The following is a 17,422-nucleotide window of genomic DNA, read 5'->3' as shown; positions in this document are numbered from 1 at the left end:
GTTACTTGGGCGAAATGAAATGTTATCTGTTTTCAGACAGCCACACCCGTGCTGCCTGAGAATCTAATTCTATTTGTTGTTTTAATGCGTCAAATGACTCAAATTTATGCTCATCACGCAACTTACAAAGTAACTCCACATCCAATTGCTGGCCATATAAATTGCCTTTGTAATCGAAGAAGTGAACTTCCAGTTGTTGACGAACGCCATTTACCGTTGGACGGTTACCTATATTGGCGACACCGCCTAATTGTTTACCATTACTGTCTTTGGCTTGAACAACATAAACGCCAGACACAGGGGAAACACAACGTTTTAATGGGATATTCGCAGTGGGAAAACCTATCGTTCTCCCTAATTTTCGACCATGTGAAACACGGCCTGTAATACTATAATTTCGCCCTAACATCGTGGCGACATCTTTTAATCGGTCTTCAGCAAGAGCATTACGAATAGCAGTACTACTGACTCGTTGTTGTTGCAGACAAAAGCTTTGTGTATTTACTACTTCAAAGCCGTATTTTTTACCTGCTTTTTGTAGCATTTCAAAGTTACCTTGGCGATGTTGTCCAAAACAAAAATCATCACCAACAACCAGAAACTTAACACCCAATAGCTTAACCAACAAGTGCTCAACGAATTCATCTGCCGTTTGCTGTGCAAATTTATGATTAAAATTAATACAAAGCAGACGCTCTATATTCAATTTATCAAGCTGAACAAACTTATCTCGTAAACGAGTCAATCGAGCAGGTGCTTTCTCTTTAGCAAAAAATTCCATTGGTTGTGGATCAAATGTCATCACAACAGAAGGCAAACCTAATTGCTTAGCTTTAGCCTTAACTTGTTGTAATACTTGTTGATGTCCTAAATGCACACCGTCAAAATTACCAATAGTCATTACGCAACCGTTATGGTCAGGCGTAATATTATGAATGCCTCGGATTAATTCCATTATCTCAATATCAAGTTATTTGATTAAAAAAACTGACGAATTATATACTAATGTGTCCAACCAAACCACTGAACAACGTAATTCTTACTTTAGACTGAAACTCGTAAATGACGAAGGCGTAAACCGAAGAGTACCGCTGTTATCAAATAACTCAGTGCACCTAGGCCGATGAAGCCAATCAGCATGATCATTCGTTTCATCAGATCCCACTCTAGCCATACGCTAATTGATGGCATAAACCAAATTAATACGGTGACCATTACGCCGCCAGAAACGATTAACTTTCCAATATAAACCAGTGTTTCCTTTGACAACTTATACACATTGGCTAAGTGAAGACCACGGTAAAGTAACGCCATATTAACCAAAGCAGATAGCGCGGTCGCCATTGCTAGCCCTACATAACCATAGAAAGACGCAAAAATAGCATTAAAAACCATATTCGTAACCATAGCAATGATGCCGTAACGAACCGGTGTTTTAGTATCTTGTCGTGCGTAATATCCTGGAGCTAATACTTTGATTAACATAAAGTTAAGTAAACCAGATGCGTATGCAAGTAAAGAAAGAGAAGCTTGGTTTACGTCGTGTGGTGAAAACTCACCACGCATGAATAGCACCATCAACATTGGTTTTGCTAATACCATCAAACCAAGCATCGCCGGGATCCCAAGTAAGATCACCATTCTCACCCCCCAATCCATTGTTTGTGAAAAACCAGTTCCTTTTGCATCGACATGTTGGCGTGAAAGCGCAGGTAAAATTACGGTCGCAATGGCAATCCCAAATAAACCAAGGGGAAATTCCAACAAACGATCAGAGTAGTAGAGCCAACTGATCGATCCTGTCGCTAGGAAACTTGCAATAAAAGTATCAAATAATAGGTTAATCTGACTTACCGACACACCAAATAATGCTGGGATCATTAATGTTCTGATTTTTGTTACGCCGGGATCATTCCAACCCCACTTAGGACGAACGAGCATTTTCGCTTTATAAAGAAATGGCAATTGAAATAAAAATTGAATTAAGCCGCCAAGGAATACACCAATCGCTAAGCCAATTTCAGGTTGTTCTAAATTTGGGGAAATAAAATACGCACAAGCAATAATGGCAATATTTAAAAAAACAGGTGTAAAAGAAGAAACAGCAAACTTACCTAATGTATTTAAAATGGCACCAGAGAGCGCAACAAAGGTGATAAACCATAAATAAGGGAAGGTAATTTTTAATAAAAAGCTAGCAAGCTCGAATTTAGGCGCATTAGGACCATCATTAAGCCAGTCCATAAACCAACCGGCTCCAAACAGCGCAGTCACAACCCCCGAACCAATAATGCCAAAGAAAGTCACTATGGTAACTAGCACCCCGAGCGTGCCTGATGCTTTAGCTATTAATTCTCGGGTTTTATTATCATCTCCGCTGGCATGATATTCCGTCAGTACAGGCACAAAGGCTTGCGAAAAAGCCCCTTCTGCAAACAAGCGACGTAAAAAATTGGGAATTTTATTCGCAAAGAAAAAAACATCCGCAGATGCCCCTGCGCCCATTAAATTTGCTACTACTACATCACGGACTAAACCGAGTACTCGAGACACTAAAGTCATGATACTGACGATTAAGCCAGAACGTAAAAGTCGTTTACTCACAAAAAAACCTCACAAAGATGGTAATGATGACCATAAATAGCTTACTAACTGGAAAAAATGCTGTTAGAATGCACGCCATCTTAACCGTGTTTTGCCATTCTCATCAAACTTTTGTTTGAGACAGCTTGGTTTTTACACAAATCATTTGACATTTGGGTTCAATGGGTGCATATTTCCCGACCTTAAATTGTCACCGAACTACGTTTTTGGGAGTTAGACCCTTGGCAAATAGTAAATCTGCTAAGAAGCGCGCAACTCAATCTGAAAGACGTCGCCAGCACAACGCTAGCCGTCGTTCAATGATGCGCACTTACATGAAAAAAACTATCACAGCTATCGAAGCTGGTGATAAAGAAGCTGCAACTGCTGCATTAGCAACAGCTGTTCCTCTTCTAGACCGCATGGCGACTAAAGGCCTTATTCATAAGAATAAAGCTGCACGTCATAAAGCGCGTTTCACTGCTGCAATCAAAGCTCTTTAATAGAAATTTGATTCTCAGTTAGAAATAAGAAAAAACCGACTTAGGTCGGTTTTTTTATATCTGAAATTTGATAAAAGAGAAGGACTAACCTCTCTATCTATCTTTTATCTTTTATCTTTTATCTTTTATCTTTTAATTCTTTGGACAATAAAGATCATGCAATAATTGAATCACTGATTTTACTTCTTCACTATTAAGAGAGTAAAAAACAGTTTGAGATTCTTTTCTCGTCGACACTAATTCATCTTTACGCAGCCAACCTAGATGTTGCGATAGCGCTGACTGACTCAATTCTAATTTATCGGCAATTTGACCTACCGATAACTCCCCTTCAAGTAACAAACATAATATAAATAAGCGACGTTCATTCGCCATCGCTTTTAATAATGCTACCGCTTGAGGTGCATTTTCTTCCATCATTTGTAAGTTCATCACTTTAGACCTCTAATTTAGCTCCCTCTAATTTAGCTTAGTCAGCTTTATTATTGCAAATGAAAATCAAATAAATGTGAGAAATCAGCGGTACAGATGCTTTTTACTGCTGGGTGTTGGATCATTCTCTCTGCAAAAATAACGTAATACTCTTCTTTTAAGTCGTTTACATCCGCAATTCTATGCAATGAAAGGTCAGAATCCGCTTCATTCATATATACCGTTGGCGCTAAAAATACTGCATTATTTTCGCGAGCAAACGCCTTCATTAACGCAACATCATCAAACTCTCCAAGTATATTTGGTTTAATACCTTGTTGATCACACCATTGAATCACTTTTCTACCCATTGAGGTTCGACTACCAGGGATCAATAATTTCTTTTGTTCTAATACTTCAGGAAAACGAAAATCCGTCATCTCTTTAGAGCAAAAAAAACTCATATTACACTCGCCTAGCTTCTTACTAAACAAGCCTGAGTTTTGGCTTGAGTCAACAGGGCAATCAGACAAGATCATATCTAATTTATGCTGAGATAATTGTTCGAGTAACAATTCATGGGTGGATTCAAAACAACGAAGGTGAATAGAAGCATCTTCAGGCACCGTGGTTGAAAGAACTTTACTAACTAAGCGCTTAGATAAGGAATCAGCAACCCCAACGTCAAATAGCACATTAGATTGCTGACTATAGTTAACGATATCTAGCATTTCATAACTTAGACCAAACATACGATCTGCATACTTATAAATTAACTGCCCTAGTTCTGTCGGCTCTACGTTGCGTCCATTACGTTTAGTTAGTTTGCCATCAACTCGCTCTTCTAGCGCTTTAATTTGACCGGTCACCGTTTGGGGTGTAAGAAACAGAGCTTCTGCCGCTTTTGTTACTGAGCCTTGTTTGCATACCATCCAAAAATAGTACAAGTGATTATAATTTAAATGAGACATAGCAATCCTTGTTAATTTCGATTCACGGATGAACGTTAATAATTAAAAATGATAGAAAGAGAGAAGATACGCCATTTATGACAGTAATAGCAAACACTTCGTAAAAACCATAACTTTTTCACTAAAACCTCGAATTTTCCGCATTCAGGTTCTTAAAAGTGTCATACGATAGCAATATAGAACAAAATCGTTTCAAAAAATATTTTATATTCCATTTTAAAATAACCAATAAAAATCCTTTTAATTCAATTGCTTAACTAAAACCCAATTACCTAATATCACACTAAAAATAAATATGACGAATTTATTACAGTTTTTGCCTTCACTGTAATATTTCTGAAATATTCGTTATCTACTATCGCTGCAGATTAAATAAACCGACAACATACTATTTCGGTACGGAGCTTTACTATGAATACCCAATCAATTTCTGCAGCACCAATGAGCAATACCTCTCGCATGCTGCGTTGGGCAAACTTAGCATTTATGCTTTACCTTCTTCTTTTAGCTGTTGCAATGGTCGGAACAGGCTTCAAATGGTCTGTAGGTGAAGAAGCTAAAGTTCTATTTGAATTTGCTTCTCATCCAATCGCAGGCTTAATGATCGGCCTAGTTGCGACAGCATTAATTCAATCATCTTCTACAGTAACATCTATTATTGTTGGATTAGTAGCTGGTGGTTTACCAGTAGAAACCGCAATTCCTATGGTGATGGGTGCAAACATTGGTACAACAGTAACCAATACACTTGTAAGTCTTGGTCACGCTCGTTGTAAAACTGAATTTAGACGTGCATTTGCTTGTGCGACAGTACATGACTTCTTTAACCTTCTAGCGGTAGCTATCTTCCTACCATTAGAAATGATGTTTGGCATTTTCCAAAAACTATCACTTTGGTTAGTCTCTCCACTATTAAGCACTGGTGATATGAGCATCAAGGGCTTTGATTTCATTAAACCAATTACAAAGCCTGTAATCGGTGCAATCCAAGAGCCTCTATCTAATTTAGGTAGCATGACTGGTGGTCTACTAATGATTGCTTTAGGTATTGTTATTCTTGTAATTTCAATTACCTTAATGGGTAAACTAATGAAGAGCCTAATGGTTGGTCGTGCTCGTGACATTCTAAAGAGTGCTATTGGTCGCGGTCCACTTCATGGCATCGCTTCAGGCTCAATTGTTACTGTATTAGTACAATCATCTTCAACAACAACAAGCTTAATGGTTCCATTAGTTGGTACTGGTGTTCTTAAGGTTCGTGATGTATATCCATTTACTCTTGGTGCTAACATCGGTACTTGTGTGACTGCATTGCTAGCAGCAACAGCAGTATCTGGTGAATACGCTGTATTTGCTCTACAAATTGCACTGGTTCACTTATGTTTCAATGTGATTGCGACTCTAGTTATCTTTGGTACTCCATTCCTACGTGAACTACCATTGAAAGGCGCAGAGTGGATTGCAGAGATGGCAAACCGTAACAAAGGTGTTGTTGCTGGTTACCTAAGCTTTGTGTTCATTATTCTACCAGGCAGTGTATTAGCACTAACGGTTTAAGAGTGATAAACAGATAAAGGAAGCCCCGAAGTCAATGCTTTGGGGCTTTTTTATGTCTTATACAAATGTAATTAAGTAGATATTATTACTGGAATAGGTATTACACAGAAAAAGGATACTTAATCGCTTCATGGCTTTCGTAGCCAATCACTTCAAAATCATCCATAGTTACCCAGGTTTCTAAATCTTCTAATGATTTAATCTTAGGGTTTATTTTAAAGATTGGGGCTTTCAATGGCTCACGCTTTAACTGAACTTCTTTCATCAATTCAAGCTGATCTTCATAGATATGACCATTAACGATCTTATGATAGGCCTTACCTGCTTTATGCCCTGTAATTTGAGCCACAATAGCCAACAGAAAATAGACTTGAACCATATTGAAATTAAGGCCTAGCGGAACATCACACGAGCGTTGAGTACTATTTAAGTACAATGTATCACCTAATAATGAAAAATGGTGTGAGTACATGCACGGACGTAAACAGCCCATATCAAACTCACCTGGGTTGTAGAAATTTAAAATCTCACCGCGGTCATCAATACCAGCGCTTAAATCATCAATGATCTTTTTCAGTTGATCGACAAACTCACCATTTGGTTTTGCCCACGAACGCCCTTGAACCCCATATACTCGGCCCATGTCATCTTCACCTTTTCGGTGAGCGCTATTAAGCCAAACGTCGTTTAGGTTCGCATTCGCATCCCAAGTTTTAGTACCTATTTTGCGGAAATCTTCTGCGTTATCATAACCGCGAATATAACCAATCATTTCAGCAACGGCTGATTTCCAGAAACTCTTACGTGTCGTTACTAATGGAAATTCACCATTGGCAACATCATAGGTTAAATCGGCATTAATCACCGTCAAACAGCGCTTTCCAGTGCGCTCGTTTTCAATCCAGTGACCTTCATCAACAATGCGTTGGCATAAATCTAAATACTGCTTCACGGTCATGCTCTCTAAAATTGGTTTAAAAAAATGGCCTCAAACGAAGAGGCCATTACTATAAATCGTTATTATCGCTATTCTAGCTTATTTTGCTTTCTGTTTTGAGCTATTTTCTTTTGCTGGTTTTTTCTGTAAGTCTGCCGCAAAAAGATTACGCTTAAATGCCCAAAGCATCATTAATAGACCACCAATAACCATCGGTAATGACAGTATTTGCCCCATTGAGATCCAATCGCCAAATAAACCTAATTGCGCATCCGGTTGACGAACATACTCAACTAAGAAGCGGAATGTACCGTAACCAAATAGGAATAAGCCAGAGACTGCGCCTAATGGACGAGGTTTACGAATAAACCAATTTAGAATTAAGAATAAAACAACGCCTTCAAGTGCAAATTCATACAGCTGCGATGGGTGACGAGGGAAAGGTCCGCCTGTTGGGAATACCATCGCCCACGGCACGTCAGTAACACGGCCCCATAGTTCACCATTCATGAAGTTACCAAGACGACCAGCCCCTAAACCAAATGGCACTAATGGTGCGACAAAATCAGCAATGGTAAAAAAGCTACGATTATTCTTATAACCGTACCAAAGCATTGCGGTGATCACGCCCAGTAATCCACCATGGAAAGACATTCCGCCTGTCCATACTTCAAATAGATACAGTGGGTTATCTAAGAAATAACCAAAGTTATAAAACAAGACATAACCAACTCGCCCACCAATCACTACCCCTAAAAAGCCAGCAAACAGAAGATCACTCACTTGATCTCTAGTCCAGCCACTGTTCGGCTTATCAGCACGTTTATTTGCAAGCCATAAGGCAAACATAAAACCGAATAAATACATTAAACCGTACCAACGTACTGCTAATGGACCAATTTCAAATAATATCGGATCGATATGTGGGAAGTTTAAATACCCCTGACTCATGACTACTCTCTTATCCTAAGAACATTTTACTGCCAATAAATACTAGAAATACGGCAAAGATTTTTTTCAATGTTTGTGTTGGTAAATGCGATGCTAACTTAGCCCCTATTCTAGTGGTTAAAATAGAAGTGACGCTTATGCCGCATAACGCCGGTAAATAAACATAACCTAAACTCATCGCAGGCAAGCTTTCTACATTCACACCATGTATGACAAACCCTATCATGCCAGCTATCGCGATTAATGTGCCACATAATGAGGAACTGCCAATGGCTTTTCTCATTTCAATACCATGAAAACTTAAATAAGGTACCGTAAGTGAACCACCGCCAATACCCGCTAAACTAGATACAACACCAATAACTCCACCAGAGGCTGCTGTTTTAAGAGGCGATGGCATTGTTCTTGTTGCTGTAAATTTAAGTGCTAATAACATCTGTAGAGCTAATAAAAGCACGATAATACCAAAGACTTTAGGTAAATATTGGGTTGGTATTAATTCAGTAAGATAACTACCAATAAAGCCGCCAATGACAACGCCTGGTGCTAAACTTTTAATTAACCCCACTTCGACATTACCTAAGCGTAAATGGTTCAATGCCGATGAGCTTGAGGTAAATATAATGGTTGCGAGTGATGTCCCAAGTGCCATTTGCATTGCTATACTCGCATCAATACCAGCTTGTGGAAGTAACCACAGCAGTGCAGGTACAACAAGTAAACCACCACCAATCCCTAGTAGACCAGCCATAACACCAACAACACTACCTAATGCAAGATATAGTGCAAAAATAGACCAAAAATCCACTGACATTTATTTACCTGCTCGAATAAATCCGGAGAGTTCTTTCGCTTCAAAAAACGTCATCATATCAGCTAAAATTTGCTCTGCATCATCATGGTGTAAAAGTTTTTCTATTGTCGCTTCCATTTCAGCCAGCGTAACTTGCCTAATAATGTACTTAACTTTTGCAACGTTAGAAGTATTCATACTTAAACTGTGATAGCCAAGCCCCATCAATAATAAACAACCAATAGGATCACCCGCTAATTCACCACAGACACTGACGGGTAAATTATGCTGATTTGCCGTATCGATAATCTGCTTTAATGCTAACAATACCGCAGGGTGATAAGACTCATAGACATGAGAAACCCGTGAGTTATTCCTATCGACGGCTAATAAATACTGAGTTAAATCGTTCGTTCCTACAGAAATGAAATCAACTAACCCTGCGACTCTTGGTAAGAGATAAAGCATAGAAGGCACTTCTACCATCATACCAATGCGAGGTTTTGCAAAGTGTGTTTCAGCCTCACTCAGCACTTCTTCATAAGCTTGATTGATAAAAACTCTTGCTTGCTTTAATTCTGGGATCCCTGAAATCATGGGTAGCATAATAGACAAATTTTCATTGCCTATATTGGCTCTTACCATGGCTTTTAGTTGCAATAAAAAGATGTCAGGATGATCTAAAGTAAATCGAATACCGCGCCAACCTAAAAATGGATTATCTTCTTCGATTGGCAAATAAGGTAACGGCTTATCCCCACCAATATCCAAGGTTCTCATGATTACTGGTTTTTGAGGATAGGTTTCTAAAATTGCCTTATATTGCAAATATTGCTCTTCTTCAGAAGGGAATCGTTGATGCAATAAAAACGGTATTTCTGTTCGATACAAACCAACACCATCAACCCCTTGGTTAACCGCAATACTTGAATCGGCACTTAATCCGGCATTAAGGTGGATCTTCATTAGATGACCATCTAACGTTAATGTTGGCTTATCAAGATCTTGTGTAATCAATTCAGAGAGTGCGATCTCTTCATTCTGTAGTTCTATATATTCTTGAGTTAAAGCATCAGTTGGCTTGATATAAAGCAAACCACTATAACCATCAACAATGGCTAATGATTTATGATAATGAGCAGGGTTAAACTCTACTCCCATAATCGCCGGAATACCCAATGCTCTTGATAGTATTGCCGCGTGAGAGTTCGCCGCCCCTTCTAGAGAGATAACGCCTTTTAGCTTATCTTTTGGAATACTCGCCAACATTGATGCGGTTAGTTGAGCCGTCACCAAAATAACCGGATGCGAAAGGTCAATATCAAGATTATCTTCATAGTTCAGAAAATAAAGTAACCTCTGCCCTAACTCCCTGACATCATTCGCCCTCTCACTCAAATAAGAGTCACTCATTCGTTCAAAGCGTCCAGCATAAGACTCAATGACTTGGCGTAGTGCCCATTCAGCAGAATCCCCTTTATCGATCTGTTTTTTCAGATCCGCTTTTAACATTGGATCATTCAATAAGTGAGTAAACAGATCAAAGATTGCGAGTGTTTCTGTATTCAACTCTTGTTCAAAACGTTTTTTCGATCGTCTAAAGTCTTTTAAGGCTTGTTCAATAGCTGTGCCTAAGCGATCTTTTTCTGTCTCAGAATCAAGGCATGAACTTGGTAAAATAGCTTCAATTTTAGGTTGGGCGTCATCAAACCATAGCGGTGCAATCCCAACCCCATTAGAGGCTGAAATACCTTTAAATTGCTTCTGCTCTGTTGAGGAGGTTTGTAAATGAGTCGACCAACTTTCATGCGCTTTTGCGTGCGCTAACACCACGGCAAGCTGAGCTGATAGTGTGACTAAAAAGGATTCTTCGACTTCTGTAAATTGGCGCTTTTCTTTTTGCTGAACAACCAACACCCCTAAATTTTGACGACGATATATAATCGGAGTCGCCAAAAAAGAGTTAAATTTGTATTCAGCAATACTTGGAATGTATTTATATGATGGGTGCACCGATGCGTTAGCAAGGTTTAGTGGCTCACAACTGCGAGCAACAAGACCTACTAGTCCTTCATCAATGCCTAATGACACGGTATTAGGTTTGGCTTTTAAGCCTTCCGTTGCCATTAGTTCTAGCCGCAGATTATCATTGCTCATCAAGTAAACTGAACAACACTCTGTGTGCATAGAATTTCGAGTGTTTTTAACCAGTAGCGCTAAAGCATCATCTAATGACTCTGCTTTAGCGACGTGATCAACTATATCCCTGAGTTGAGTAAGCATAAGAGGTAATCCTTAAGGTTATAAGGTATCGACCGCTTAACCTTTTTTACCTTTCCTTTTAAATTTTCGTTCCTTAAACGGCATAGCAATTACCGCGAACTCTTTGAGGGCTCGACGATAAACATCACGCTTAAATGAAACCACTTGTCTAACTGGGTACCAATAACTCACCCATCGCCAACCATCAAATTCTGGCGTGCGATCTCTTTGCATATTCACCTTGGATTCATCACATTCCAAGCGTAGCAAAAACCACTTCTGTTTTTGCCCAATACAGACAGGTTTTGAATCCCATCTAACTAAACGCTTCGGTAGTTTATATCGCAACCAGTGTCGGCTACTCGCTAAAATACGTACATCATTTTTTGTCAGACCAACTTCTTCATACAATTCTCGGTACATTGCTTGTTCTGGCGTCTCGCCGTCATCAATGCCACCTTGGGGAAATTGCCAAGAATGTTGTCCATATCGTTTCGCCCAGAATACTTGACCATGGCTATTACATATCACTATCCCGACATTCGGGCGGAAACCATCGCCATCTATCACTGGATGACCTCATCTTAAACTTATATTACCTTTGATTTTTTCACAGATCGCCTCTTTGAGCAAACAGGATCACGCTTTCTTGTCACGTTTTATTAAAATAACCTCTTTTCTTGAATAAGTTTTAATCACAAGGCTAGTTATCAACATAACAATGAGAGCTACCCCACATTTATTCACCTTTTCTGTGTATAACTTTGTGAAGAAGATTAAAACAAATCAAAAAGAGAGTTAAAAATCTATTTGAGCTAAGAATTATCAAAAAAATCATATCTTCATAAAAATCATATTAAACATAAAGTTAAGAACAAGATCCTTGCAGAGATCTTTTTTGAAAAAATAAGCGTGAGTAATAAAAACACAGATCGGTTAAAGATCGAACAACTTGATGGTTACCCACAATTACAGCCCTAAATATGAGGTACAACACCAAAAGTCAATAACTTATTCATAAATAAAGCACTGTATATGGATCCATAAAAACAAACTACGCATAAAAAACAACCATGAATGTGGATAACTTATTTGGATCTTGTTCTGACTACTTAAAAAGGTTTATTTTATGATAATCTTACCCTCTCAATACCATGCATGAGCCATTATGAAACGACTGCCTCCAACATCAATTACTGAGCTATTAACACGAGCTGAAGCCATTGCTGGCTATACATTATCAGAGCTTGCTGAGATGGCAGGTGTTCCTGTTCCTGAAAACCTAAAGCGAGATAAAGGATGGGTTGGGCAATTATTAGAATTACACTTAGGCGCATCAGCAGGCAGTAAACCTCTACCTGATTTTGTTGATCTTGATATTGAACTCAAAACGATCCCTATTAGCCATAGTGGCAAACCACTCGAAACGACTTTTGTCTCTGTTGCTCCCTTAACTGGGGTGCATAGCTTAAAATGGGAAGAGTCTCATGTACGCCATAAATTAGCCCATGTGTTGTGGATCCCGGTAGAAGGCGAACGAGAGATCCCTGTAGGAGATCGACACGTTGGATATCCTGTTTTATGGCAACCTTCACCAGAAGAAGAGCAGCAGCTTAAACAGGACTGGGAAGAGTTAATGGATCTCATTGTACTGGGAAAAGTGGAATCTATAACCGCAAAGCACGGTGAAGTCTTACAGCTTAGACCTAAAGCCGCAAATAGCCGAGCCCTTACTGAGGCTTATGGAGAGAATGGTCAACCGATTAAAACCTTACCTAGAGGATTTTATTTAAAAACCCATTTTACTCATTCTATTTTGACATCATTTTTTAAGTAAAAAAGAGGCTTACCTCAAACGAGATAAGCCTCTTTTACTGTCACTTTTCATTTAACTAATATCTTGTTAAATAAAGTTTTTTGTTAACTGTAGTCTCTATTAACTATAGCTTCTTGGTTCAGAAATTAAATTATGCTTATTCAACAAACGATACATGGTTGCACGTGATACGCCGAGTTCTTTCGCTGCTGAAGAAACCTGACCATCATGGGATTCTAATACCATCAGTAGTGCATCTCGTTCAGAATTCTCACGAATAACACGTAAACTACGTTTTGTATCGCTGCGTTGAGGAAGATCTAAATGCTCAAGATCAATCGTCATACTATCGGCAAGAAGTACCGCTCGTTTTACTTGATTCACAAGTTCACGAACATTTCCTGGCCATTGATAATGAAGCATAGTCTGCATCGCTTCTTCAGAGAAAGTGCGTGCTTGAGTATTATATTCTTTTGCGTAGCGCTGAAGAAAGTGATCCGCTAAGATCGAAATATCAGAACTTCTCTCTTTTAAAGAAGGCACATGAATTCGAAGAACATTTAAACGGTAATACAGCTCCTCTTTAAAGTCTCCCTCTTCAATCGCTTTTTCTAAATCAATATGACTTGCCACAATGACACGAACATCAAGATCAACAAAACCTTGAGAAGTTTCGATATTACCTTCTTGTAGGAATCGTAATAAATGCTGCTGCTGACTTACTGGTAAGTCATTTATATCATTTAAAAATAGAGTTCCACCATTGGCTTGGTATAACTTTGAATCTTCGAATTCAGAAATATGTAAACCAAATAGCTCTTGCTCTATTTTTGATTCAGATAGCGAACCACAATTCAAAGAGATAAATGGACCTTTATTACGGCCAGAAGAGTCATGCACTGCTTTTGCTACTGCATCTTTACCAACACCACTTTCGCCAGAGACTAAAATAGAAACGTCAGTAGGTGCCACTCGACGAATTTGATCACGTAAGCGCTTCACGATAGGTGCTTCGCCTAAAATACCGAGATCCGATTTCTTACCCATATTAGGCCAAACTTTGCGCTCTAGTTTAAGCATGCCAAGTTGGTGACCAATCGTACTCAGTAACTGAGCATCAGGAATTGGAGCGGTAAAGAAATCAATACAGAAATTCACTATAAACTGGCAAATAGTATCAGAGCTTAATTGTGATTCACGAATGAATGCCATCCAACGAACTTGTTTATTATTATTTACTAACGTTGCTATACCATTAAGGCTGAAATCATCTTGGCTTAAATCAACAATACCAATACAAGGCCCAATTTCGTCAAACAATGTTTGTGCTGCACGAAGATCATAACAGCGATGACAACGCCAACCTACCTGTTCTAATACTGCTAACCAAGGTTCATAACTTCCGCCAACAACCACTAATGAACCTGGAACAGAATCCATACGAAACTGAGTACCCATAAGCCTTACCTCTAAATTCTTTAATTAACCAACTGAAAAATCGTTATAAGCCAACTATACAGGTTTTAAGACCACTCACAGTCTCACAAGTGAGATGCTCGTCATCTTTTTAACAAAAAGACCACAATAAACCCATAAATAACAAATGACAGTTAACATATTAGATAAAAAAATGGTTCATTAGTGAGATTTAACGGTAAATTAGTTATAAAAAAAAGGGAATATATTCCTTTTTAGTAGATAAGAAGAGACGCAATAGAATTGTAAAAGTTAAGTCAATTGATTAAAAAGTGTTATTGGATTCTTATTATTTACTTTTTTATCAGAAATTAGTCAAAAAAAAGAGCAGTTTTAAACACTGCTCTTTCATTAATATACTAATTTTATTCTAAATTATGCTTGAGGACGCATAGAAGGGAATAAAATAACATCACGAATTGTGTGAGTGTTAGTAAATAGCATCACTAAACGGTCAATACCAATACCTTGACCAGCTGTTGGCGGTAAACCATGCTCAAGTGCTGTAATATAATCAGCATCATAGAACATTGCTTCATCATCGCCAGACTCTTTTGCATTAACTTGCGCTTTAAAACGCTCGTCTTGGTCTTGAGCATCATTAAGCTCAGAGAAACCATTTGCTACTTCACGACCACCAATAAAGAACTCAAAACGGTCTGTAATGAAATCATTGTTGTCGTTACGACGCGCTAATGGTGAGATATCTGCTGGGTATTCAGTGATGAACGTAGGTTGCATTAACTTAGGTTCAGCTGTTTCACCAAAGATTTCCTCAAGAAGCTGACCACATGTCCAGAAGCTTTCAACTTCAACATGAACTGATTTCGCGATAGAAACCATTAAGTCACGATCTTGAACGCCTTCGTACGTTAACGCTTGAATCTCAGCATGCTCTGGGTTGTATAGTTTAATCGCGTCTAGCATGCTCATACGTGCGTATTTGCCACCAAAATCAACGGTATATTCACCGTAAGGCATTTTATCACTGCCTAGAACAGAGATAGCTACTTGAGATAGCATTGCTTCTGTTAGATCCATTAGATCGTTGTAATCAGCATACGCCATGTAGAATTCCATCATTGTGAATTCTGGATTATGACGAGGAGATAGACCTTCATTACGGAAGTTACGGTTAATTTCGAACACACGCTCAAAACCACCAACAACTAGACGTTTTAGGTAAAGTTCAGGGGCGATACGTAGGTACATATCAACATCAAGTGCATTATGGTGTGTTACGAATGGACGAGCAGAAGCGCCACCAGGAATAACATGCATCATTGGTGTTTCTACTTCCATGAAGCCTTTATCAACCATGAAGTTACGAATTGCAGAAACCACTTTAGAGCGGATAATAAATGCAGTACGAGAATCTTCATTTACGATAAGGTCAACATAACGTTGACGGTAACGCATTTCTTGGTCTGTTAGACCGTGGAATTTTTCAGGCAATGGACGTAATGCTTTTGTTAGCAATACATACTCTTCCATATTCACGTAAAGATCGCCTTTACCTGATTTATGTAGTGCACCTTTAACACCGATGATGTCACCGATATCTAAACCTTGGTATTGTTCTTTAAGCTCTTTTTGCACATCTTTTGCTGCATAAGCTTGGATCTTGCCAGACACTTCTTGGATCAATAAGAAAGGACCGCGCTTAGCCATGATACGGCCTGCGATAGCAACGATATGGTTTAATTCTTCTAGCTCTTCTTTGGTCTTCTCACCAAACTCTGCTTGAAGGTCACTCGCAAGGCTGTCACGACGGAAGTCATTCGGGTGGCCATTAGCCTTACATGCTTGACGGATATGGTCTAATTTACCACGACGTTCAGCAATCAGTTTGTTTTCATCTAGTTGTACTTGGTCAGTCATAATGAACCCTTTCTTATAATCCAGATTTTAAGCTGGCTTCGATAAATTTATCTAAATCACCGTCTAATACGGCTTGCGTATTACGATTTTCAATGCCGGTACGCAAATCTTTAATGCGCGAATCATCTAATACGTATGAGCGAATCTGACTGCCCCACCCAATGTCGGATTTAGAATCTTCGTTTACTTGTTTCTCTGCGTTTTGTTTCTGAAGCTCAAGTTCAAACAGTTTTGCTTTCAACTGCTTCATCGCTTGTGCTTTGTTTTTATGCTGAGAACGATCATTTTGACATTGCACTACTGTATTTGTCGGAACGTGAGTAATACGTACCGCAGATTCAGTGGTGTTTACGTGCTGACCACCCGCGCCAGAAGCTCGGTATACATCAATACGTAAATCAGCAGGGTTGATATCTACTTCAATGTTGTCATCTATTTCAGGATAGATAAACGCTGAAGCAAATGAGGTATGTCGACGACCACTTGAGTCAAATGGCGACTTACGAACTAAACGGTGTACACCAGTTTCAGTACGTAACCAACCATAAGCGTATTCACCAGAGATGCGTACAGTTGCCCCTTTTAGGCCTGCAACATCACCGTCAGAAACTTCGATAACTTCCGTTTTAAACCCTTTGGCTTCCGCCCAACGCAAATACATACGCAACATCATTGATGTCCAATCTTGCGCTTCTGTACCGCCAGAGCCTGATTGCAAATCAATATAACAATCAGATGCATCATGTGCGCCTGAGAACATACGACGGAATTCTAATGTCGCTAGTTTAGCTTCTAACTCAGCAAGCTCAGGTTCAATCTCATCAAATGTTTCTTGATCTTGTTCTTCCACAGCTAACTCAAGTAAACCTTCAACGTCTTCGCCGCCAAGATCTAATTGGTCAATTGTTTCAACAATCGCTTCCAGTGAAGCACGTTCTTTACCTAGCGCTTGTGCACGCTCAGGTTCATTCCATACTTCTGGTTGCTCTAACTCTGCATTGACTTCTTCTAGACGCTCTTTCTTAGCATCATAGTCAAAGGTACCCCCTCAGGATATTTGTGCGTTCAGACACATCCTGGAGACGGTTTTTAATAGGATTAATTTCGAACATGGTGTTTTATCATCGCCGAATAAAAAATAACCGAGAGATTTTAACGAAAAGTGTGATAGAAATCGAGGTATTTCAACCTCTGAAAGCAAGAACAATAAGGATTGAGAAAATGGTGTAAATTTAATCACACCAAATTTCTTTTTATTTAACCTCTGCTCGGAATACAAGC

15 protein-coding genes are annotated in these 17,422 nt (G+C 39.0%); 3 read left to right on the top strand and 12 right to left on the bottom strand.

Translation table 11 applies throughout. The features are described from left to right. Nucleotides 1-22: 22 nt before the first annotated feature. The gene (ribF, locus tag AC2INI_RS02280; protein ID WP_122036659.1) at nucleotides 23-955 is read right to left on the bottom strand and encodes a bifunctional riboflavin kinase/FAD synthetase; all 933 of its coding nucleotides are present in this window, start codon (nucleotides 953-955) and stop codon (nucleotides 23-25) included. A gap of 89 nt (nucleotides 956-1,044) precedes the next feature. Next, complete coding sequence (gene murJ, locus AC2INI_RS02275) at nucleotides 1,045-2,604, bottom strand: murein biosynthesis integral membrane protein MurJ (RefSeq protein ID WP_122036658.1); 1,560 nt, start codon at nucleotides 2,602-2,604, stop codon at nucleotides 1,045-1,047. A 221-nt stretch (nucleotides 2,605-2,825) separates the two neighbouring features. Here murJ and rpsT point away from each other — a divergent pair, with 221 nt between their 5' ends. Next, entirely contained in the window at nucleotides 2,826-3,086 is a 261-nt protein-coding gene (rpsT, locus tag AC2INI_RS02270; RefSeq protein ID WP_122036657.1) for a 30S ribosomal protein S20, read from the top strand. Nucleotides 3,087-3,218: 132 nt separating this feature from the next. Here the strand turns inward: rpsT and AC2INI_RS02265 are convergent, their stop codons facing one another. Beyond that, nucleotides 3,219-3,518, bottom strand: a complete 300-nt coding sequence (locus AC2INI_RS02265; RefSeq protein WP_122036656.1) for an ArsR/SmtB family transcription factor — start codon at nucleotides 3,516-3,518, stop codon at nucleotides 3,219-3,221. Nucleotides 3,519-3,568: 50 nt separating this feature from the next. Then, nucleotides 3,569-4,468, bottom strand: a complete 900-nt coding sequence (gene nhaR / locus AC2INI_RS02260; protein WP_122036655.1) for a transcriptional activator NhaR — start codon at nucleotides 4,466-4,468, stop codon at nucleotides 3,569-3,571. 411 nt (nucleotides 4,469-4,879) lie between these two features. Between nhaR and AC2INI_RS02255 the strand changes: the two genes are divergently transcribed. Then, nucleotides 4,880-6,025 carry a Na/Pi symporter gene (locus AC2INI_RS02255; protein WP_122036654.1) on the top strand — a complete coding sequence of 382 codons (1,146 nt, stop codon included), beginning with the start codon at nucleotides 4,880-4,882 and terminating at the stop codon, nucleotides 6,023-6,025. 100 nt (nucleotides 6,026-6,125) lie between these two features. On the opposite strand, the gene AC2INI_RS02250 is transcribed toward AC2INI_RS02255, so the two are convergent. The 5 genes from AC2INI_RS02250 to rppH all read right to left on the bottom strand — a co-directional run bounded on the left by AC2INI_RS02250 (nucleotide 6,126) and on the right by rppH (nucleotide 11,538). Continuing rightward, on the bottom strand, nucleotides 6,126-6,977 hold the full coding sequence (locus AC2INI_RS02250) for a thymidylate synthase (RefSeq protein WP_486305253.1): 852 nt from the start codon (nucleotides 6,975-6,977) through the stop codon (nucleotides 6,126-6,128). 84 nt (nucleotides 6,978-7,061) lie between these two features. Further along, nucleotides 7,062-7,913 (bottom strand): prolipoprotein diacylglyceryl transferase, encoded by an 852-nt coding sequence (gene lgt / locus AC2INI_RS02245; RefSeq protein ID WP_486305252.1) that lies wholly within the window; start codon nucleotides 7,911-7,913, stop codon nucleotides 7,062-7,064. Between the two features lie 10 nt (nucleotides 7,914-7,923). Beyond that, complete coding sequence (locus tag AC2INI_RS02240; RefSeq protein WP_122036638.1) at nucleotides 7,924-8,727, bottom strand: sulfite exporter TauE/SafE family protein; 804 nt, start codon at nucleotides 8,725-8,727, stop codon at nucleotides 7,924-7,926. Next, nucleotides 8,728-10,989 carry a phosphoenolpyruvate--protein phosphotransferase gene (gene ptsP / locus AC2INI_RS02235; RefSeq protein WP_122036637.1) on the bottom strand — a complete coding sequence of 754 codons (2,262 nt, stop codon included), beginning with the start codon at nucleotides 10,987-10,989 and terminating at the stop codon, nucleotides 8,728-8,730. It lies immediately after the preceding gene. 36 nt (nucleotides 10,990-11,025) lie between these two features. Next, complete coding sequence (gene rppH, locus AC2INI_RS02230) at nucleotides 11,026-11,538, bottom strand: RNA pyrophosphohydrolase (protein WP_122036636.1); 513 nt, start codon at nucleotides 11,536-11,538, stop codon at nucleotides 11,026-11,028. A gap of 598 nt (nucleotides 11,539-12,136) precedes the next feature. Between rppH and mutH the strand changes: the two genes are divergently transcribed. Further along, nucleotides 12,137-12,805, top strand: a complete 669-nt coding sequence (mutH, locus tag AC2INI_RS02225) for a DNA mismatch repair endonuclease MutH (protein WP_122036635.1) — start codon at nucleotides 12,137-12,139, stop codon at nucleotides 12,803-12,805. A gap of 99 nt (nucleotides 12,806-12,904) precedes the next feature. Here the strand turns inward: mutH and AC2INI_RS02220 are convergent, their stop codons facing one another. The 3 genes from AC2INI_RS02220 to prfB form a co-directional block, all read right to left on the bottom strand. After that, complete coding sequence (locus tag AC2INI_RS02220; protein ID WP_122036634.1) at nucleotides 12,905-14,242, bottom strand: sigma-54-dependent transcriptional regulator; 1,338 nt, start codon at nucleotides 14,240-14,242, stop codon at nucleotides 12,905-12,907. 393 nt (nucleotides 14,243-14,635) lie between these two features. Continuing rightward, on the bottom strand, nucleotides 14,636-16,141 hold the full coding sequence (gene lysS / locus AC2INI_RS02215) for a lysine--tRNA ligase (RefSeq protein WP_122036633.1): 1,506 nt from the start codon (nucleotides 16,139-16,141) through the stop codon (nucleotides 14,636-14,638). A gap of 13 nt (nucleotides 16,142-16,154) precedes the next feature. Continuing rightward, nucleotides 16,155-17,253 (bottom strand): peptide chain release factor 2 gene (prfB, locus tag AC2INI_RS02210; protein WP_122036632.1). Its coding sequence is split into 2 segments (ribosomal slippage): nucleotides 16,155-17,177 and nucleotides 17,179-17,253, totalling 1,098 coding nucleotides; the frame shifts between segments, so codons are not numbered across the junction. Nucleotides 17,254-17,422: the final 169 nt, after the last annotated feature.

The sequence above is a fragment of the Aliivibrio friggae genome (assembly GCF_057368515.1).
This window is presented reverse-complemented; position numbering and strand designations above follow the sequence as displayed.